We start from the raw sequence: 17,262 nt of genomic DNA, 5'->3' as shown, positions 1-17,262 counted from the left end.
ACTTCTGGAAAATTTGCATTATTATACTCTAAGAAAGTGGGGGATGCAAATGATATTAGCAAAAATAGCTGGTTACATTCTAGCGGTAGTTGTTGTATTAGGATTATCAGTTAAATTACTTTGGTTATTCTTTATTATGTTTATGTATAGAACTTTTGCTAGCTTAATTCCATTCGAATGGTTAAGTTCACATATAGGTTTAAGTAACCATTTGGTATATTTCATTATAATCTTAGTCTTATCAGCAGCTACATATGGTTTACTACTAAGATTCACTATAGATTTACCGTGGATAAGGTATGTCGTCTTAATGGCCTTAATGCTATGGGTATTTACAAATTACACATTCGCTGACGTATTTCTATTTAAAGATTACTTAGTATCTAAAGGTATGTGGGGTGTAGATTTTTATTTGAACCAAATTAAAGAATTATTTAAAACTAGTCCAGATGCCTTTGCAGATTTATTTAAGTCCGTTTTTGAAGAAGTCTTTGGAGTGTTTTCTAAACTTCTAGATTTTGTTACGAGCTCTTTTAAATAGTTCAACGTTTCTTTTAATGGAGGAATGATATGAACGGAATTAAGATATTAAAAAATTATATAAATAACTCGTTTATTTGCTTAATAGCTATAATAATCGCAAATTTTGTAGTTTTTAATTTAAGTACATCTGAGGCTTGGACACAGTATTTAAATGAAAAAAAAGAAGCAGTATCAGATTCTACTAACCTTAATAATAAAGGTGATGATAACAAGTCGAAAAGAAACAGCTATATATTGTCGTTTAATAAAGAATTAAATATAAATGAAATAAAAAAAATGAAAGTTGAAATTGTAAAGTTTATAGAGAAATCGTCTAATTATGATACAGAAATAAAACAAATAGATACTACAAACCCATATATATTTTTCAGAACAAATGAAAGCATCGAAAAAGTAAAAAAGAGTTTAGATAAATATGGTGAAATACAAAAACTTGGTAACTCAACTGAATTATTCTAATACCAAGGTATGTGGGTGTATGTTTTTATTTAAATCAAATTAAAGAATTACTTAAAACTACTTCAAAAGCCTGTGTAGATTTATTTAAGTCCGTGTTTGAAGAAGTCTTTGAAGTGTTTTCAAAATTTCTAGAGTTTGTAATAGGTTCCTTCAAATGATATAGCAGTATTCTATATGGAGGTGAATGGATGTTTGATTTACTAAATATCAAAACCAGAAAGAGTAAATTATTTGTTTGTTTTTCAATACTAGTCTTAATAATTCTGCTCTTTCTCTATGCGTGTTTCAGAAATATAGATAACTATCAAACTGATAAAGTTAAAAAGAATCCTGATTTAGCAACTGAAAATGTAATGGATAAAAATAAAGCGGAAAATGCATTGTACGGTTTAACATTGTATGAAAGTACCGACAAACAAGAAATTAAAACAATAAAAAATCAGATAAAGAAGCTTATGAAAGGCAACTCAAATTACACCATCATACCAATGTATTTTACAACCTATGATCCAGATGATCTATTTATAGGTTTTAAATCTACAGACAAAATAGAAAATATACGTTTAGATCTAGTAGAATACGGAAAAGTAAAATATATAAACGACGGCAACGGTGGAGGAACCCAATTATTTTAAAAGTGGGAATGGAAGGTAATAAAAAGTATAAGTAGTAAATCAACAGCTTCAATAAGGGAGGTTTTATGAACAGGAGAATGATAAATAAAGTAAAGAAAATTAGAACCTTTTCAATAATTATATTAGTATTATTTGTACTAATAATTATTACCTGTATGGGATTATTGTATTATCCGATAAACGAAAGTGAATTTAAGAATAATGATAAGCACAATAAGATTGAAGTGAAAGAAAATACAAATATTGAGAAAGAATACGTATTAGGATTCTATGAGTCATCTAACGTAACGAAGATATATGAAATTAAATCTAAAATTAAAAAAATGATAAAGGGTAATCCAAAATACTCGATTGAACCAAAGTTTTTTGAAATAAATAGTCCATATATTTATTTTAAATCAACGGAAAATCTTGAAGATATCAAGAACACATTCAAAGAATTTGGATATATAGATGAATCCGGGAGAGATGTAACATTATTTGAGTGAAATAAATTGTGTGAAAAATCTTTCAGGTGAATGTAAACAAAAAGATGTTAAAAGGTTCTTTTGAACTTATTAACATCTTTTTGTATTACGTTCATCAAATTATTAAACGTGGGTTCAGGTAATGTAGGGACCACCGGATTTGAATTATTTTAAATGCTTTCTACCAATTTACTCGTTTTCACTTAAAAGTAGGAACTTAGCTAACTAGTAGTAAATCATTAATAAATATAATAATTGAGGTGAAAGTATTGGATATAAGAATGCCAAATGAACTACTGCTGGGAAAAATAGAGCATATTGTAGAGACAAAACAATTAAATCCATTAGAAATGAAAGAAAAAGCCGATAAATTTGAAGAAGCACTAAAGACAGGAGAAGTCGAGGGAACTGAAAGAACTCGTACCCTCGAAGAATGGATTAAGTCTTTAGAAGAAATGAAAACCCAGCTAGAACAAGATATTACTCAGGATAACTTAGATATGTATAAGGAATCTGTGAAAAAGTTTTTGGATTACTACGTAAATAACGATATTTACTTAAAAGAGCATAAAATGAATGATGGCACATTTTACTCAAAAAAGATACAAGTTATAAAAGCGGTTGATGACAAAGTAGACGAATTAACTGATAAATTGGTTAACAGTCAAATGGGTAGATTAGAAATTCTACAACTCACTGGTGAGATACAAGGTATGCTTTTTGAATTAATCGTTTGACAATAAAGTCTCTTCTAATATAAATAGAGGAGACTTTTAAAATTAAAGGGAAAAATATATCCGGAAAGAACGAAAGGTATTGAAGGGTTACATAATTATTTTTAAAAATAAAAACCTTTTTAGAAACGGGGGAAGAAATATGAGAGAGATTATAGAACTAATTCAAAATTTATCTAAAAGTTATTCCGATTTAGCGGAAGTAACTAATCAAATATATGAAGCTCTAAAAGAAAAAAATTACGATAAAAGAAAAGAGTTAGAATTACAATCTAACAGCCTTTTTGAAGAAAAAAATAAAATAGAACAAACACTAATACTATTAGTAAGGGATAAAGCTAAAGCACTCGGTTTAACTGAAGAAAATAGAAGGATAGAAAAATTACTAGAAATTCTTCCTTATATAGATGAAAAAAATGCTGTTGAAAAAGAAGTAGATAAAATGACAACCAATATTGGTCAATTTCACTTTAATCTAAAACGAAACATTCAATATGCAGAAATTGTTAGTCAGGTAAAATCTAATACTGTGGAATTCATAATTAATACAGCTGAAAGAGAACAACAAGGCCAAGGTGGACCAATGTTATTAAACAAAGAGTTTTAATTTTTTATTTAAGGGGTGATCTCTTATGGGTTTAAATTTTTACATTCCTTTATCAGGTCTAAGAGCTGGCGAAAAGATGATTCAAGTTGCACAAAACAATATCGCCAATGCACATAATACGAGTTATGCACGCCAAAGAGTTGAAGCAAATGCAAGTAATTATCCAGCTGGTGTATCTGGAATTAACGCTCAATTAGGTACAGGCGTTTCAATAGAACAGATTACTAGAGTTCGAGATGAATTAGTTATCCAACAATCAAGAACTGAAGGAGGCACTATTGGATATCATAGTGCAATAAAAGATGTACTTTCAAATGTAGAAACTATATATAACGAAACAAGTAAAAACTCAATTTCTGATTTAATGAATGGATTTTTCAATTCATTTGAAGAGGCAAGTAAATATCCAGAACAAAGCTCATATAGATTAAACACTGCATATGCAGGGAAAATGTTTGCGGAAAAAATCAGAGGTGTTGCAAATCAACTTGATGAGGTTAAGAGCCAAACAGATAGAAAATTGACTACAGAAGTTGAAAGAGTTAATGAATTGATAAGTAAAATAGCAAACGTGAATCAAAAAATGGAGAACATTTATTCAGATAAGGCTAACGCTTTAATGGATGAAAGGGATAAATACCTTGATGAACTTTCAAGTTATATAGATGTAGAGGTTGTTCATAAATCATCTCCAATGAATATGGAGATCAAAGTAGGTAACGCGACATTATTATCTGGGAAGAATAAATACAATATTGATGCAATGTATGTACCATCTACAGACAAGTGGGTATTAGCTGCATCAGATATTGAATTTAAGCCGAAATCGGGTTCTCTAGCAGGAATTATCGAGGCAAGGGATGTTAACATACCTAAATATGAAAAAGAACTTAATGAACTTGTAAAGAACATTATTAATGAGGTAAATACCTTACAAGAATCAGGATATGACTTGAAGGGTTCGAAAGGTGTGCAATTTTTCAAGGGTGGCGACATTAGAACAATAGAGATTAACAGCGAATTAATCGATGACCCCAATAAATTAGCCCTTTCAGGTAAACAGGGTGTTATAGGTAACGCTGACATAGGAAAAGCACTTGCTGACTTAAAGAGTAAACCATTTATGGATGGTAAATCACCAATAAATTATTACCAAGGTTATACGATTCGATTAGCATCTGATTTAAATATTGCAAGAGAAAGTGAATTGATTCACGTAGATGTACAACAAGCAATGGAAAGTCAAAGACAAGAAATACAAGGTGTTAGTACTGACGAGGAAATGACTGATCTTATGGTATTCCAAAAGTATTACCAAGCTAATGCAAAAACTTTAAAAATAGTAGATTCAATGCTAAACGATTTACTTTCTATACTATAGGTATTTTCTCTATTTTTTCAGGGGGTGTTTAAATGCGAGTATCTAGTTTCGAAAAGTTTAAAATGACACAACATCGTATAAGTAATATGCAATATGAAAGTAATAAAAAATTAGAACAAATTGCAACAGGGAAGATCTTCAATAGAGTTAGTGATGACCCTGTTCGAGTAAATAGATCAATGTTAATTAAAGTAACTGAAAGTCGAATTGACCAATTTAATGACAACGTAAATGATGCTAAAAGTTTATTAGAGTTTATGGATATGACATTTGATAAAACTATTAATTCGTTAGACGAGGCGAAAGAACAAGCTGTTAAAGGAGCCAACGATACATACTCCAAGGAAGATAGAGAGGTTATGGCTCAAGGAATAGAAGAAACAATAAAGCAGATTTTAGGCTTTGCTAATGCGCAACATTTAGACAGACAAATGTTTAGTGGCGAAAAGCTAAATACTACTCCAATAAGTTATGACGGTACAAACTTTACTTATAACGGAAACAACGGAGATATGAAAATAAGAGTTTCGGAACAAATGGAGGCAACTGTGTCTCAATCAGCAGATAAAGTGTTTATTCCTGTTCTAGAAGAGTTGGTTAAAGTTAGGGATGCTCTAAGATCAAACGATCAAGCTAAAATAGAAGCGACATTAAAAGACTTTGACAAATCGAAAAGCGACTTTATAGATAACCGCTCTAAAATTGGTGTGCAATTACAATCTATTGAACTACTTAGCGATGCATACAATCAAACTAAAACAGATCTTTCATTAAAAAAACAAGAAACGGAAGATGTAAATATGGCAGATGCAATATCTGACTTTATGTATACGCAAAACATTATGCAAGCAACAATAAAAAGTAGTGTAAATATGATGAAAAATTCAATTCTTGATTATATTTAAAAACATATCAAAGGGAGGGATGTAAATGGCTAGTATTTTTGATAAAGGTCAAATTACACAAATGGACGATAGATTGCAGATTTTTGGATTAGGTTCTCAATGGGATACAAAAGCAATCATTGAAGCAGAACTAAAAATAATGCAATTAAGACAAAAACCTTATGTAGATAAACAAAAAACATTAGACACTGAAAAACAAGTCTGGAATTCATTTAAATCATCTTTAACAAACTTCAACAATATCGTAAAACAAGTTAAGGATTTGAATACTGATGGTAAAGCAGTAAAGATGTCTGAAGAAGGATTTGTTAGTATTACAGCAAAAGGTGATGCGCTAGACGCTTCTTATTCTATTAGTGTTGAGCAGGTTGCAACAAAACATAGATTAATGGGAGATAAACAAGCCGACGGCCCATTAGGAATAGATGAAACAGTAAAACTTAACGGAAAAGATTTAAAAATTACCGCAGATATGGATGTGAAAGCTATTGCAAAAACCATTAATGACGGTGGCTTTAAAACGGATGCCGTTGTTATTGATAACAAATTAGTATTAACTTCAAAAGAGACAGGGAAAACGAATGAGCTTAAATTTAGTAACTCTGCTGCTTGGGAAAAACTCGGAATCACAAGCCAAGGTATAGTGAAAAATCAATTACAAGAAGCTGTCGGTTCTAAGTTTACAATCAACGGAATTAAAATGGAAAGCGATACAAATACGTACAGTGAAATTGATGGAATTACTATTAATTTAACAAAGGAAACCAAAGGGAATATTGATTTTAGTGTTGAACGGTCAGTGGACGATGTTGTGAAAAAAGTAAAAGAATTAGTAGATGGTTATAACAAAGTACTTAAAGATATAAACTCAGTATCGGGGGAAAAAGGATTCTTTCAGGGTGAGCAACTTCCAAAAATGTTAAAAAAGCAAATGAATGACTTGCTGTTCTCTGTCAAGGAATCAGGTACAATGCTATACGAATTAGGGATTAGCTTAGATAAGGATGCGAAAAATGGTACCATCTCCTTTGATCAAGACAAATTTAAAAAGATGTATGCTGAATCGCCTAAAAAAGCAACGGATATGATAGCTGGTAAAGAAGGATTCGGTGGAAAACTTTACGATGTAGTAGATCGCTATACGAAGGCTAAAGGTATGATTGAAACAGAAATTGATGGTTTAGATACAAGGATTAAAAGGATTACCGCTACAATAGATAAATTTGAAGTTAATTTTAAGAAACAACAAAAAGCAATTATTAAAAAATACGCGATTTTCGAAACTATGATGGCCGGTATGAACCAACAAAACCAATACCTAATGGCTCAATTAGGTATGTCAAATAACGATAAATAAAAATAAATAGAAAGGGGTATCTAAATGAACGCAAATTATTACGGTACTACTGGATATGCTTCCTTCGAACCAAAGCAAATTGTTATAAAATTTATGAGGAAAATTATCTTGAATAATAAGAACGCAATTAAACTTCTAGAAAATAATGATATTGAAGAGTATGTTTTAAGATTAAATAATTCAATACATATCTTAGAAGAACTTGATTTAATGCTGAATAGAGATACTGAAAATCCTACGGTTGATAGGGTTTCCCTGCATTATCAATGGATGATCGAAGTATTTGAGTCAATAATTGATAAATCGGATGATATAGAATTTTGTTTAGAACAAATAAAAATGACTGAACCTGTAATAAATGACTTATTAGAAGGTTTTTCAGAAATGAGGGATTAAAATGAATGCTACAGCAGTAGAGTTTTACGACAAGTTAAAAGAATCTATTATAAAAGCAGATAAAGAAACGTATAACGCCCTTATTGCTGAAAGAACTGAATGGATTTATTCTTATAAAGAGCCTGATAGAAACAAGGTTATCCTGTGGTTAATTGAAAAAGATGAGGAGTTATCTGAATTACTTAAAGAATTATCCGAAGCACTTAAAGAGAAAATAATTCAAGACGATTCGTTTAATAGAAACAGAGGGACATTTATGCTTTACGAATAAGCGTCCCTCTGTTTTTTTACGTATAAAAAAATAAGGAGAAAAGAAAAAGCTTGAGAATAAAGAGGAGGAAACCCGTCTTTTTTTTATGAAAGGGGTGTCAGATAATGTTTGGAGATTTTATACCTTTTATCAATGATGTTATGGACTACTCTACTACGAATCGTAAAGTAATAGCGGATAACATTTCGAATTTTAATACTCCAGAATATAAAACTAAAACTCTTCGTTTTGAACAAGTACTCGAAAAAGAAATGCATTTAAGGTTACAAACGGGTGATGAAAAGCATATATCAAACCAATCATCTCCCCTGAGCATCCCTAATTACCAAGAGACCATTGAAAGTAATGGTAACGCAAGAATAGATGGGAATAATGTAAATACAAGCGCAGAGATGATTAAAATGCTTAAAAATAACTTTATTTTCTCAACTAGTGTTAACGCGGTAAACAAGGAGTTTTCTTTACATAAATTAGCGATTGGTCGCTAACTGGAGGTGCAGGAATGTTTTCAGTATTAGATATTAGTGGTGCAGGAATGACTGCAAATAAAGAATGGACAGAAGCCATAAGTAATAATTTAGCGAATATGAATACCACTCGAACAAACAGTGGCGGTCCATACAAGAGACAAACAGTTGTTTTTGAAGAGAAGAAAAAATTTGATGACATTTTAAATCAGGAAATCGGGAACGGTGTACAAGTAAAACAAATCGTTCAAGATAATAATACTAGATTAGTATATGACCCTGAACATCCGGACTCTAATGAAGAAGGATATGTAGAGTACCCTGAAATAAATGTTACTTCTGAAATGACAGATTTACTAATGTCTCAACGCGGTTATGAACAAAATGCAACTGTATTAAGTGCTTCTAAAAAAATGATGGAAAAAGAACACGAGATCGGTAGAGTTTAGTTTTATGAAATGTGAGGTTTAGGAAATTGGACATTATTAGTTTAAATCAAAGCCCAATACCTATATCTTCTTCTATTGAAAATAGAGTAGATAAAGATTTAGGTATTTCATCAGAAAAAGAAAAGGTTAATGGTGGACTTTTTAATCAAATTTTAGATTCATTTGTAGAAATGAATAAGACGCAAGTGGATTCTAAAACACAAATGGCAGACGTTATAATGGGACGCTCTGACAATTCGCACGGAGCATTAATAGCTCTTCAAAAGGCCGAATTACAAATGTCTTTTGCTAGTTCTGCGCGAGATAAAGTAGTTCAAGGTGTTAACCAACTATTTAATATGCAAATCTAATCTAAATAAGGTGTGATCTAATGAACCAACGAATCCAAATTCTCAAAGAAAAGTGGAGGAGTGTTGGGACTCCTATAAAAATCGCTGCCGGAACCATTGGATTAGCTTTAGTAATCTTTTTGTTTTTCACTTTCTTTATGCCTAATAGATTCCAAGCCCTATACACTGGAATAGAAGGCAATGATCAAGCTGCAATCGAAAAATTCCTCTCTAGTAAAGGAATAGAATACAAGTATGAAACTGATACAAAGACTTTGATGGTGGACGGAGATGTTATCCAGTTAAAGAAGGAATTAGCTCTTGAAGGCCTGCCTAAAGGTGGTTCAGCAGGAGGACTAGCATCTTTCAATAACTTAAGTATTGGTAGTACCAAATACGATAAGGATGTACAATATCAAAACGCTTTACAAGAAGAATTAAATCAGGGATTAGAAGGAATGTTTGATGTTATTCAGGGTGCGGATGTAAAATTACCGAAACCAGAAGATAAGAGTATCTTTGAAAAGGATAACAAGAAAACAAGTGTTTCTGTTGGATTAAAACTAAAACCTGGATTTTCTCTTGAGCCAGAACAAGTAAAAGCAGTTCAGGTATATGTTGCTGGAGCTATTCGCGATGTAGAGCCAAGTGATGTACAAGTTGTGGACCAAGATTTAAATCTATTATCTTCAAGTGAAGGAAAAGGATCTAATCTTTCTAAACAAAAACAAATCCAAGAAGAAACAAAGAAAAAACTAGAAAATGAATTAAGCAATGCACTTTCAGCGGTGTATGGCAGAGTTAAAGTTGTTGTAAATGTTGATATAAACTTCGATGAGATTGTACGAAATATTAAAAAGTACGACCCACAAGGAACTCTGTTATCGAAAGATGAGCAGAAAGATAGAGATAGAAAAGTAGAAGGAGATAATGTACAAGTACCTGGTACGGATCAAAACGGAGAGGTACCACGTTATGAGATCCAAAACGATCAAAATACGAAAGTGTTAAGTGCTCAAGATAAAGATCGTCTAATTGAAAACTTTGCTGTTGGCGAAACCGTTGAGAAAATCATAAAGCATCCTGAGTTACGTAATACTAACATTGCGGTATGGTTTGATAATGCTAATCTTACTCAACCTGAGTTAATCGATGCAGAAGAAATGTTAGCAGTAGCTTCAGGTTTAACTGGAGAAGTTCAACGTGTAGCAAACGATAAAGCGGTATATCAGAATGGCTCTGTAAAAGTTACACAGAAAGCATTTGCAGTAAAAGATAAAAAGGTAACAAAACCGAAGGAAACGAAAGGCTTCTTCGATAAAATACCTTGGTATGCATATGTTTTAGTTGGAGTTTTAGTACTAGGACTAATCATTACTATTATTATATTAGTTCTGCGCTCTAAAAAGAAAAAAGAGAAACTGTTGGAAGAAGAGGAAATCCTTATTGAACAACAAAATACTGAAATTCCAAACGACGTAACTGAAAGCATTGACATTGAAGATAGAGAGATAAATCTTGAAACTAATAAAGAAGAAAATATGGAATCTATGGGCGGACAATTTAATATTGAGTGGAACAAAGAACAAACAGATTTACGTAAGTTAACAAGCGATGTAGCAAATAAATATCCTAAAGAAACAGCAGATGTAATAAGTAAATTACTGAAAAAATGATGATAGGCCGACCTTAATGGTCGGCCTATTGTATAGGAGGAGAAAATTTGAATTTAGAATTATCAGGATCAGAAAAAGCCGCAATACTTCTAGGTTTTGTACCTTTAGAAACAGCAAGAGAAGTATTCCAACATTTAAAGGACAGTGAAAAAAGAGAAGTATTAAAGGCGATAGGGAGATTACAAGTAGATGATTTCGCTCAAGTAGAAAAAGCTATCACAGAATACGTCCAAATCCTTAAAGGAAACCCGTCAGGATTAGTAGATAGTGGAATAGAACGCGTAATGCAGATAATGGAAGGATTTCTTTCAGAAGACGAACAGCATCAAATATTACAAGGTCTATTCAATGATGAACGCAACCTATTTGAATCACTTAAATCAATTAAAGATATTTCTCCATTCGTTACTTTAATGTTAAACGAAGAACCACAAATTATCGCACTTATGGCTACGTATATGAGACCAAATATGGCAGCAGACCTACTATCTTCACTACCTAAAGAGAAAATGAGAGATGTAGCAGAAGGTATTGCTGAAATGGGACAAACAAACCCTGCTTTAATTGCCAAAATGGAAGCTTACTTAAACAAAAAAATTCAAAACCTTAATTTCTCAGATGCCTCTCCAGAAACAAATGGTATTAAAAATATCGTTTCCATTCTTAATAACGTAACCCGTTCTACTGAAAGAACTTTATTTGAAAGTATGGAAGAGAAAAATCCAGATTTAGCAAAAAAAATCAAAGATAACTTATTTGTTTTCGAAGATATTGGTGTACTGGATTCACGTTCATTACAAAAAGTATTCTCTGTTATTACTGATAACGAGCTTATTGCGAAAGCAGTTAAAACAGCTAGTCCAGAATTAAGGGAAAAAATTATGTCTTCTTTCCCGCAGCAGCGTAAAGATATCTTAGAAGAGGAACTTGAAGGTTTAGGACCGATTAGACGTGACGACTCTGAAGAATCGCAACAAAAAATTGCGAATATCGTAAAAGAGCTTGAACGCAACAAAGAAATCGTAATTGATCGAGGTGGCGGCGATGTCATTTTCTAATAAAAAAATTATTAAAAGCGTAAAACAAAATGACGAAGCTATCCATATAGATGAACATATTTCTTCATCTCAGCAAGCGTACATTGATAAAACATCTAAAAAGAAATTAGATGCTTATACTGAAGAATTAGAAGAATATAGAATGCGTGAGATTGCTAAAGCAAACGCTGATGCTGAAGCAATCCGAACAAATGCTTATACAGACGGTTATAGTAGAGCGAAGGAAGAAGCACTTGCTGAGGTTAGAGAAGAAGTTGAGATTACGGTTCGTAAAGAATGGAAAGAAGAATTCGAAAAGGTAAAGGAACAATATTTAAAGGCAAATAACTATATGATTTCTCAGGAAGAAAAGCTAGAGAATAAAAAAAGTGAATGGATTAGCAAAAACGAAGAAGATATTGTAGAAATCCTTATGGCTTCCGTTAAAAAGATCATAGCAAGAGAAATTCATCTAGAAAAAGATGAAGTTAAAAACTTGGTTCGTGAAACAATGAAAGAAGTAAACGATAAGAGTAAAACGATCTGGATTAGAGTAAATCCTGAAGTGAAGAATAAAATATCGAAGCAAGAATGGAACGATCGTCAGATAGAATGGATAGCTGATCCAAGCCTGTCTCAGTTAGAGGTAATGATTGAAACAGAAACAGAATGGATTGATTCCACTTTAAAAAATAAAATTGAGAACTTGAAAAAAATTATTGAGGAGTGGGTAAAACAAAATGACCTCCTTAGCTAACCTTAAAAACACAATAATGAATACCACACTTATTTCTAAACCAGCTTTTGTAGAAGAAGTACTCGAAAACTTCGTAGTAGCAAAGGGCCCAGTCATATCGATTGGGTCTGTTTTCGAAAATAGAAATACTGGCGCAAAGTATGAAGTAGTTGGAATAAAAAACAACAAAACGACCCTAATGCCGTTAACATACGGACAAAAATTAACAATAGGTGAGAAACTATATCCTACAAATCAGGATATAGAACTACCAAAAGATCCATATGACTTATTAGGTAACATTCTAAATGCATTTGGAGAGCCTTTAAGTGGTAAAAGGTTTTTAAATATAAGCAAATGGGAAATGGGAAGTAAAATTCCTAGCCCTTTAAAAAGAAAGAGAATAGAGAATTCCATCCAAACAAAAATTAAAGCAATTGATGGAATGTTAACAATAGGAAGAGGTCAAAAAATTGCTATCTTTGCAGGTTCTGGGGTAGGTAAATCAACACTATTAGGACTAATGGCGAAAGAGTCTACTGAAGAAATTAATGTAATTGCTTTAATTGGGGAACGTGGACGAGAAGTACGCGAATTTATTGAAAAAGAACTTGGTGAAGAGGGAATGAAACGTTCAGTGGTTATTACCGCTACATCTGACGAATCCCCTTTAATGCAAATAAAGGCAGCCGAGTTAGCGACTAGAATTGCTGAGGAATTCAGGGATAAAGGAAAGAGAGTCCTTCTAATGATGGATTCTGTAACTAGGTATGCACAAGCTAGAAGAACATTAGATATTGCAAATGGCGATATACCTGTAGCTGGAGGTAGAACTCTAGGAATGGAACCAAGTTTACAACGTTTACTGGAACGTTCAGGTAATAACGATAAAGGATCTATTACAGGTATATATACAGTTCTAGTAGAAAACGACGATTTAAATGGACCAATACCAGATATGGCCAGAGGTATCTTGGACGGACACATTGTATTGTCTAGGAAACTAGCAGATAGAAACCATTTTCCTGCTATCGATGTATTATCTTCTGTATCACGGGTAATGCAAGACATTGTTGACGATACTCACTGGAAAGTAGCAAGACAAATGAAAAAATATATAAGTATATATAGAGAAATTGAAGATCAATACAATTTAGGACTAATTGAAAAAGGAAAAGATCCTGAAATAGACAAATCAGTACACCTGCACAGAGCAATTGATGCATTTTTAAAACAGGATATTAAAGAGTCTTATGAAATGACAGACACACTTGTTAATATGGAGCAAATTGTGAGTTAGGAGAAAAAGATGAAGAAGAACATATATGATTTAGCCCTTATTAAAGTGCAGCGGGAAGAAATTAAGCTTGAGATGATGTTGAAAGAAAAACACAACAAGATATTAAAGTTGGAAGAATACTTAGAAAGAGAAGACCAGTTTCGAGAATTAGTAAAAAAAGAAATGGAGGAAGAGAAAAGAATCTCTCCCTCCATTATTTATATGAACAGACAAATTGACTACTCGGAAAAACAGAGAGTTTTAGCTCAAATCCAAAAAATTGAGTATGAGATAAAAATATTAAAGCAAGAGTATTTAAGAATTAAAAATAGAAGAGAAAAAATTGTTGAAGAAAAAGAAAAAAAGGAAAAAGAGAAAGAAGAGCTGAACAACAGAAAAGAATACATACAAATCCAAAACGATATGATTTCAAAACGTTATATTGAGAGAGAAGGTGAAACGTTTGAGAATTCCAAACGATATAAATAATCTTGTTGCAGTCTCAAAAAAACATTTAAATAAAAACAAAAAAAATCTAGATGTTTTTGAAGCGATATTCAACAAAAATAAAACCAAAATACATCCTGAAGCATCTAAAAAAGCCATAGAAACAGTATATTCGCTATCTAAAGAGAAAGTTACTAATCTAATAAACTCTAAAAATAAAAGTGTAGATAGTGAAAAAACAAAAATAGTAATTAATGATTTATTAATTCCGCTAATACAACAAAAAAACAATAAGACCGAAAATAAAACAAACATAAATGAACCCATATTTGAGCAGAAAAAAGATACATACCATTTAAAAACAGATATTAAATTAAATTTATCTGAGTTGAAACAGTTGATCAACAATTTAGAAACAGCACTAAATCAAAAAGTAAACATTTCAGATGTTATTGATACAGTTTTATATCCAAATTTAGAAGTAGATAACAAAATATCTATTTTAAAAGTAATGAATGGAAAAAGCGAGTCTAATTCATCACCAGTCAAGCAATTACATAAGGAAGTTGAAAAAGATAAGGACGTCATAAAGGAAGACATTTTTGATGAGCTAAAAAAACTTCGAAAGAAAGAATCATCAATAGAACCAAAAGAACAGAATGTAGTGATAAATAATACAAACTGGCAAGTTACCACTTCAAAAAAAACTCAGATGAAGATCGATGATTGGATAGATAGTTTTAAAGATGAAATAAATAAATTGACAGATTTCCGTATCGAAAACAAGCAAAAAGTATCTATGATATTAAAGGAACAAGAAGAGGAGCTAAGAATAGTAGTAGAGAAGAAAGGGAGCCTAATTATTGTTGAAGCAAACGTAACTGACAATATGAGAGATAGGCTAGACCATATATTAGCTGAAGTCCAAAGTGAAATGGGTGAAAAAGGGATAGAAATAAAGGTCGATATTAAGCGTGAGGATGGACAGAAGCAAAAAAATAATCAAAAAGAAGAACAACAAGAAAGAGGTGACAACAAAGATGGAAAACACAATTGATTCTATGCCTACTGAATTTCAAGCTATGAGTGGATTACCCACTGAAACTAAATCTGGAGATACAAAGGCTGCTGTAAAGAAAGATACGAGTCTATTAGACGAAAATGGGTTCTTAAAACTATTCCTTCAATCAATGCAGAACCAAGACCCTATGGAACCAATGAATAATGGTGAAATGATGCAACAATTAAACCAATTAACTATGATTCAAAACACAATGAATATGAAAAAGGCAGTAGAAGAGTTAGTTCAAAAAGAAGCTGGAGTTAATCCAATTAGTAAATACTTAGACCTTATCGGTAAACAAGTAAAAGTAAAGACAGATAAAGGAGATGTTGAGGGCCAAGTATTATCTGTTGGAAATACTAAAGATGGAGTCTTTTTTGAATTTATGAACGGTCAATCTTTCAATGTTAATCAAATTACTGGGGCTTCCCAGTATTAAATATACATAAATAATAGTTTTTTTCTCTTTTTATAACGAGGTGATTTAAAAATGATGCGATCATTTTATCAAGGTATAGCGGGTATGAAAGCAATGTCTGACGGTTTATCCGTATCAGGTAATAATATAGCAAACTCAAGAACTAGCGGTTATAAAGCTAGGCAAGCAATGTTCGAAGATTTATACTATCAACAATATAAAGCTGCAACTTCTCCGAACGGACAATATTCTGGTATTAACCCTACTGAACTAGGTAACGGTGCTAGAATGAAGGGAGTGGCAATTGACCATTCTCAAGGTAGTGTATTCTTCACAGGTCGTTCTACAGATTTAGCCATTTCAGGTGAAGGCTATTTCGTAGTAGGTGATGCGAACGGTCAAAACAAACTATATACTCGTGATGGTTCATTCGAATTATCATCTGATAATAGTCTAGTAACTACAGGTGGCCAGTATGTTCTAGGATGGAATGCAGATGCTAACACAGGAAAAATCAATACAGGTGCAGGTGTATCCCCAATTAAGATCAATCTAAATCAAGTTTCAGACCCAGTAGAATCCACTTCTGCAAAAGTTGCAGGTAACTTAAACGCTACTGATGAAACAGGTAAGGTTATAGGAACACAAATTGCAACTTATGACTCATTAGGTGCAAAACACGATTTAGATGTTAACTTCATCAAAACAAATAAAGCTCCAAATGTATATACATATATTATTTCCCCAGCTGACGATTTCGTAAAATCAAAGAGTATAGAACGCGCTGTATTCCAACCTTCAGGTGAAATTGCAAATTCAGTGAAAAAAGGTGAGTATACAATTAGTACTGCTGCCGGAACTGTTGCTGGAACAGTAGATATTACTTTAAGAGATCCTGACGGTAATGCTGTTCTAACAAAAAATGTTTCTGACAACGACCAAAAAGTAACACTAAATGATGGCAAAAATGATTGGTTTACAATTAGCTATAAATCTGGTGGTGCTCCTTCAGTTGCTAAATTCCAAGTTGCTGAAGTCGGAACTGTTGAATATAACAATTCTGGACAAATTAGTAAAGCAACTGGTAACGGTCCAAATGGAACTGCTAAAGTCGATTTCGTACCTCAAACTACTGGAAAAGGTATGTCTATTAATGTTGATTTTTCAGCTCTAACAGGTGTAGCAGCCGATAGTAAGTTAAGCGTAACTGAATCTGACGGTTTCCCAGCTGCAACTTTAAGAGGATATAACATAGGTGACCGCGGATTGATTTATGGATATTTCAGCGATGGTTCAATTAAACAGATTGGACAAGTAGCAGTATCTACTTTTGCAAATCCTTCAGGCTTACAAGCACAAGGCGAAAATTTATATAACGTGAGTGCGAGTTCAGGTGAACCAGAAATAGGTGCTTCTGGATTAGGTAATAAAGGAACAATTAAAGCTGGTTCTCTTGAGAGTTCGAATGTAGATATTTCTAAAGAATTAACTGAATTGATGTTTTATCAAAAAGCATATACTGCAAACTCTAAAAACATCCGTGTCAGCGATGAAATATCTAACGTTGCAATCGGTCTAATTAGATAAAAGCACTAGAGGTTTTCCT

22 protein-coding genes are annotated in these 17,262 nt (G+C 32.3%); all 22 read left to right on the top strand.

Annotation, left to right across the window (positions count from 1 at the left end; genetic code table 11):
* Positions 1 to 49 precede the first annotated feature (49 nt).
* The 22 genes from VF726_RS13285 (at position 50) to VF726_RS13180 (ending at position 17,243) form a co-directional block, all read left to right on the top strand.
* Entirely contained in the window at positions 50 to 541 is a 492-nt protein-coding gene (locus tag VF726_RS13285; RefSeq protein ID WP_440168768.1) for a hypothetical protein, read from the top strand.
* A 29-nt stretch (positions 542 to 570) separates the two neighbouring features.
* Positions 571 to 1,002: a hypothetical protein gene (locus VF726_RS13280; protein WP_440168765.1), complete on the top strand. Its 432-nt coding sequence runs from the start codon at positions 571 to 573 to the stop codon at positions 1,000 to 1,002.
* A gap of 188 nt (positions 1,003 to 1,190) precedes the next feature.
* Complete coding sequence (locus tag VF726_RS13275; RefSeq protein ID WP_440168763.1) at positions 1,191 to 1,637, top strand: hypothetical protein; 447 nt, start codon at positions 1,191 to 1,193, stop codon at positions 1,635 to 1,637.
* Between the two features lie 65 nt (positions 1,638 to 1,702).
* Complete coding sequence (locus VF726_RS13270; RefSeq protein WP_440168761.1) at positions 1,703 to 2,125, top strand: hypothetical protein; 423 nt, start codon at positions 1,703 to 1,705, stop codon at positions 2,123 to 2,125.
* A 248-nt stretch (positions 2,126 to 2,373) separates the two neighbouring features.
* Complete coding sequence (locus VF726_RS13265) at positions 2,374 to 2,841, top strand: DUF327 family protein (protein ID WP_440168759.1); 468 nt, start codon at positions 2,374 to 2,376, stop codon at positions 2,839 to 2,841.
* 139 nt (positions 2,842 to 2,980) lie between these two features.
* Positions 2,981 to 3,445: a hypothetical protein gene (locus VF726_RS13260; RefSeq protein WP_440168756.1), complete on the top strand. Its 465-nt coding sequence runs from the start codon at positions 2,981 to 2,983 to the stop codon at positions 3,443 to 3,445.
* A gap of 25 nt (positions 3,446 to 3,470) precedes the next feature.
* Entirely contained in the window at positions 3,471 to 4,826 is a 1,356-nt protein-coding gene (gene flgK, locus VF726_RS13255; protein WP_440168753.1) for a flagellar hook-associated protein FlgK, read from the top strand.
* A 32-nt stretch (positions 4,827 to 4,858) separates the two neighbouring features.
* Positions 4,859 to 5,731, top strand: coding sequence for a flagellar hook-associated protein FlgL (gene flgL / locus VF726_RS13250; RefSeq protein WP_440168751.1), 873 nt, complete (start codon positions 4,859 to 4,861; stop codon positions 5,729 to 5,731).
* 25 nt (positions 5,732 to 5,756) lie between these two features.
* On the top strand, positions 5,757 to 7,088 hold the full coding sequence (gene fliD, locus VF726_RS13245) for a flagellar filament capping protein FliD (RefSeq protein WP_440168749.1): 1,332 nt from the start codon (positions 5,757 to 5,759) through the stop codon (positions 7,086 to 7,088).
* A 24-nt stretch (positions 7,089 to 7,112) separates the two neighbouring features.
* A complete protein-coding gene (locus VF726_RS13240) occupies positions 7,113 to 7,484 on the top strand; it encodes a flagellar protein FliS (protein ID WP_440168746.1) in 372 nt (123 codons plus the stop codon).
* 1 nt (position 7,485) lies between these two features.
* The gene (locus VF726_RS13235) at positions 7,486 to 7,755 is read left to right on the top strand and encodes a hypothetical protein (RefSeq protein WP_440168744.1); all 270 of its coding nucleotides are present in this window, start codon (positions 7,486 to 7,488) and stop codon (positions 7,753 to 7,755) included.
* A 104-nt stretch (positions 7,756 to 7,859) separates the two neighbouring features.
* Positions 7,860 to 8,243, top strand: coding sequence for a flagellar basal body rod protein FlgB (gene flgB / locus VF726_RS13230; RefSeq protein ID WP_440168741.1), 384 nt, complete (start codon positions 7,860 to 7,862; stop codon positions 8,241 to 8,243).
* Positions 8,244 to 8,257: 14 nt separating this feature from the next.
* Complete coding sequence (gene flgC / locus VF726_RS13225; RefSeq protein WP_440168738.1) at positions 8,258 to 8,671, top strand: flagellar basal body rod protein FlgC; 414 nt, start codon at positions 8,258 to 8,260, stop codon at positions 8,669 to 8,671.
* A gap of 26 nt (positions 8,672 to 8,697) precedes the next feature.
* Positions 8,698 to 9,021: a flagellar hook-basal body complex protein FliE gene (locus tag VF726_RS13220; RefSeq protein ID WP_176397794.1), complete on the top strand. Its 324-nt coding sequence runs from the start codon at positions 8,698 to 8,700 to the stop codon at positions 9,019 to 9,021.
* Between the two features lie 20 nt (positions 9,022 to 9,041).
* Positions 9,042 to 10,676, top strand: coding sequence for a flagellar basal-body MS-ring/collar protein FliF (gene fliF, locus VF726_RS13215; RefSeq protein WP_440168735.1), 1,635 nt, complete (start codon positions 9,042 to 9,044; stop codon positions 10,674 to 10,676).
* A gap of 47 nt (positions 10,677 to 10,723) precedes the next feature.
* On the top strand, positions 10,724 to 11,734 hold the full coding sequence (gene fliG / locus VF726_RS13210; RefSeq protein WP_440168733.1) for a flagellar motor switch protein FliG: 1,011 nt from the start codon (positions 10,724 to 10,726) through the stop codon (positions 11,732 to 11,734).
* The gene (locus tag VF726_RS13205) at positions 11,721 to 12,470 is read left to right on the top strand and encodes a FliH/SctL family protein (RefSeq protein WP_440168731.1); all 750 of its coding nucleotides are present in this window, start codon (positions 11,721 to 11,723) and stop codon (positions 12,468 to 12,470) included. Before fliG ends, VF726_RS13205 begins: the two co-directional genes overlap by 14 nt.
* Complete coding sequence (locus VF726_RS13200) at positions 12,454 to 13,749, top strand: FliI/YscN family ATPase (RefSeq protein ID WP_440168729.1); 1,296 nt, start codon at positions 12,454 to 12,456, stop codon at positions 13,747 to 13,749. The genes VF726_RS13205 and VF726_RS13200 overlap by 17 nt, the downstream gene beginning before the upstream one ends.
* Positions 13,750 to 13,758: 9 nt before the next feature.
* On the top strand, positions 13,759 to 14,217 hold the full coding sequence (locus VF726_RS13195) for a hypothetical protein (protein ID WP_440168727.1): 459 nt from the start codon (positions 13,759 to 13,761) through the stop codon (positions 14,215 to 14,217).
* The gene (locus VF726_RS13190) at positions 14,192 to 15,232 is read left to right on the top strand and encodes a hypothetical protein (RefSeq protein WP_440168724.1); all 1,041 of its coding nucleotides are present in this window, start codon (positions 14,192 to 14,194) and stop codon (positions 15,230 to 15,232) included. Before VF726_RS13195 ends, VF726_RS13190 begins: the two co-directional genes overlap by 26 nt.
* Entirely contained in the window at positions 15,216 to 15,677 is a 462-nt protein-coding gene (locus tag VF726_RS13185; protein ID WP_440168722.1) for a flagellar hook assembly protein FlgD, read from the top strand. Before VF726_RS13190 ends, VF726_RS13185 begins: the two co-directional genes overlap by 17 nt.
* A gap of 51 nt (positions 15,678 to 15,728) precedes the next feature.
* Entirely contained in the window at positions 15,729 to 17,243 is a 1,515-nt protein-coding gene (locus VF726_RS13180; protein ID WP_440168719.1) for a flagellar hook protein FlgE, read from the top strand.
* Positions 17,244 to 17,262: the final 19 nt, after the last annotated feature.

It is taken from the genome of Bacillus sp. Brlt_9 (assembly GCF_051948935.1).
Lineage (GTDB): Bacteria > Bacillota > Bacilli > Bacillales > Bacillaceae_G > Bacillus_A.
Note: the sequence above shows the minus strand (reverse complement) of the source record. Positions and strands in the feature narration are given on the sequence as shown.

Excerpts from the sequence above, each read along its gene's own strand:
- VF726_RS13285 (WP_440168768.1), top strand. The coding sequence starts at position 50 with ATGATATTAGCAAAAATAGCTGGTTACATTCTAGCGGTAGTTGTTGTA.
- VF726_RS13280 (WP_440168765.1), top strand. The coding sequence starts at position 571 with ATGAACGGAATTAAGATATTAAAAAATTATATAAATAACTCGTTTATT.
- VF726_RS13275 (WP_440168763.1), top strand. The coding sequence starts at position 1,191 with ATGTTTGATTTACTAAATATCAAAACCAGAAAGAGTAAATTATTTGTT.
- VF726_RS13270 (WP_440168761.1), top strand. The coding sequence starts at position 1,703 with ATGAACAGGAGAATGATAAATAAAGTAAAGAAAATTAGAACCTTTTCA.
- VF726_RS13260 (WP_440168756.1), top strand. The coding sequence starts at position 2,981 with ATGAGAGAGATTATAGAACTAATTCAAAATTTATCTAAAAGTTATTCC.
- flgK (WP_440168753.1), top strand. The coding sequence starts at position 3,471 with ATGGGTTTAAATTTTTACATTCCTTTATCAGGTCTAAGAGCTGGCGAA.
- flgL (WP_440168751.1), top strand. The coding sequence starts at position 4,859 with ATGCGAGTATCTAGTTTCGAAAAGTTTAAAATGACACAACATCGTATA.
- fliD (WP_440168749.1), top strand. The coding sequence starts at position 5,757 with ATGGCTAGTATTTTTGATAAAGGTCAAATTACACAAATGGACGATAGA.
- VF726_RS13240 (WP_440168746.1), top strand. The coding sequence starts at position 7,113 with ATGAACGCAAATTATTACGGTACTACTGGATATGCTTCCTTCGAACCA.
- VF726_RS13235 (WP_440168744.1), top strand. The coding sequence starts at position 7,486 with ATGAATGCTACAGCAGTAGAGTTTTACGACAAGTTAAAAGAATCTATT.
- flgB (WP_440168741.1), top strand. The coding sequence starts at position 7,860 with ATGTTTGGAGATTTTATACCTTTTATCAATGATGTTATGGACTACTCT.
- flgC (WP_440168738.1), top strand. The coding sequence starts at position 8,258 with ATGTTTTCAGTATTAGATATTAGTGGTGCAGGAATGACTGCAAATAAA.
- fliF (WP_440168735.1), top strand. The coding sequence starts at position 9,042 with ATGAACCAACGAATCCAAATTCTCAAAGAAAAGTGGAGGAGTGTTGGG.
- VF726_RS13205 (WP_440168731.1), top strand. The coding sequence starts at position 11,721 with ATGTCATTTTCTAATAAAAAAATTATTAAAAGCGTAAAACAAAATGAC.
- VF726_RS13200 (WP_440168729.1), top strand. The coding sequence starts at position 12,454 with ATGACCTCCTTAGCTAACCTTAAAAACACAATAATGAATACCACACTT.
- VF726_RS13195 (WP_440168727.1), top strand. The coding sequence starts at position 13,759 with ATGAAGAAGAACATATATGATTTAGCCCTTATTAAAGTGCAGCGGGAA.
- VF726_RS13185 (WP_440168722.1), top strand. The coding sequence starts at position 15,216 with ATGGAAAACACAATTGATTCTATGCCTACTGAATTTCAAGCTATGAGT.
- VF726_RS13180 (WP_440168719.1), top strand. The coding sequence starts at position 15,729 with ATGATGCGATCATTTTATCAAGGTATAGCGGGTATGAAAGCAATGTCT.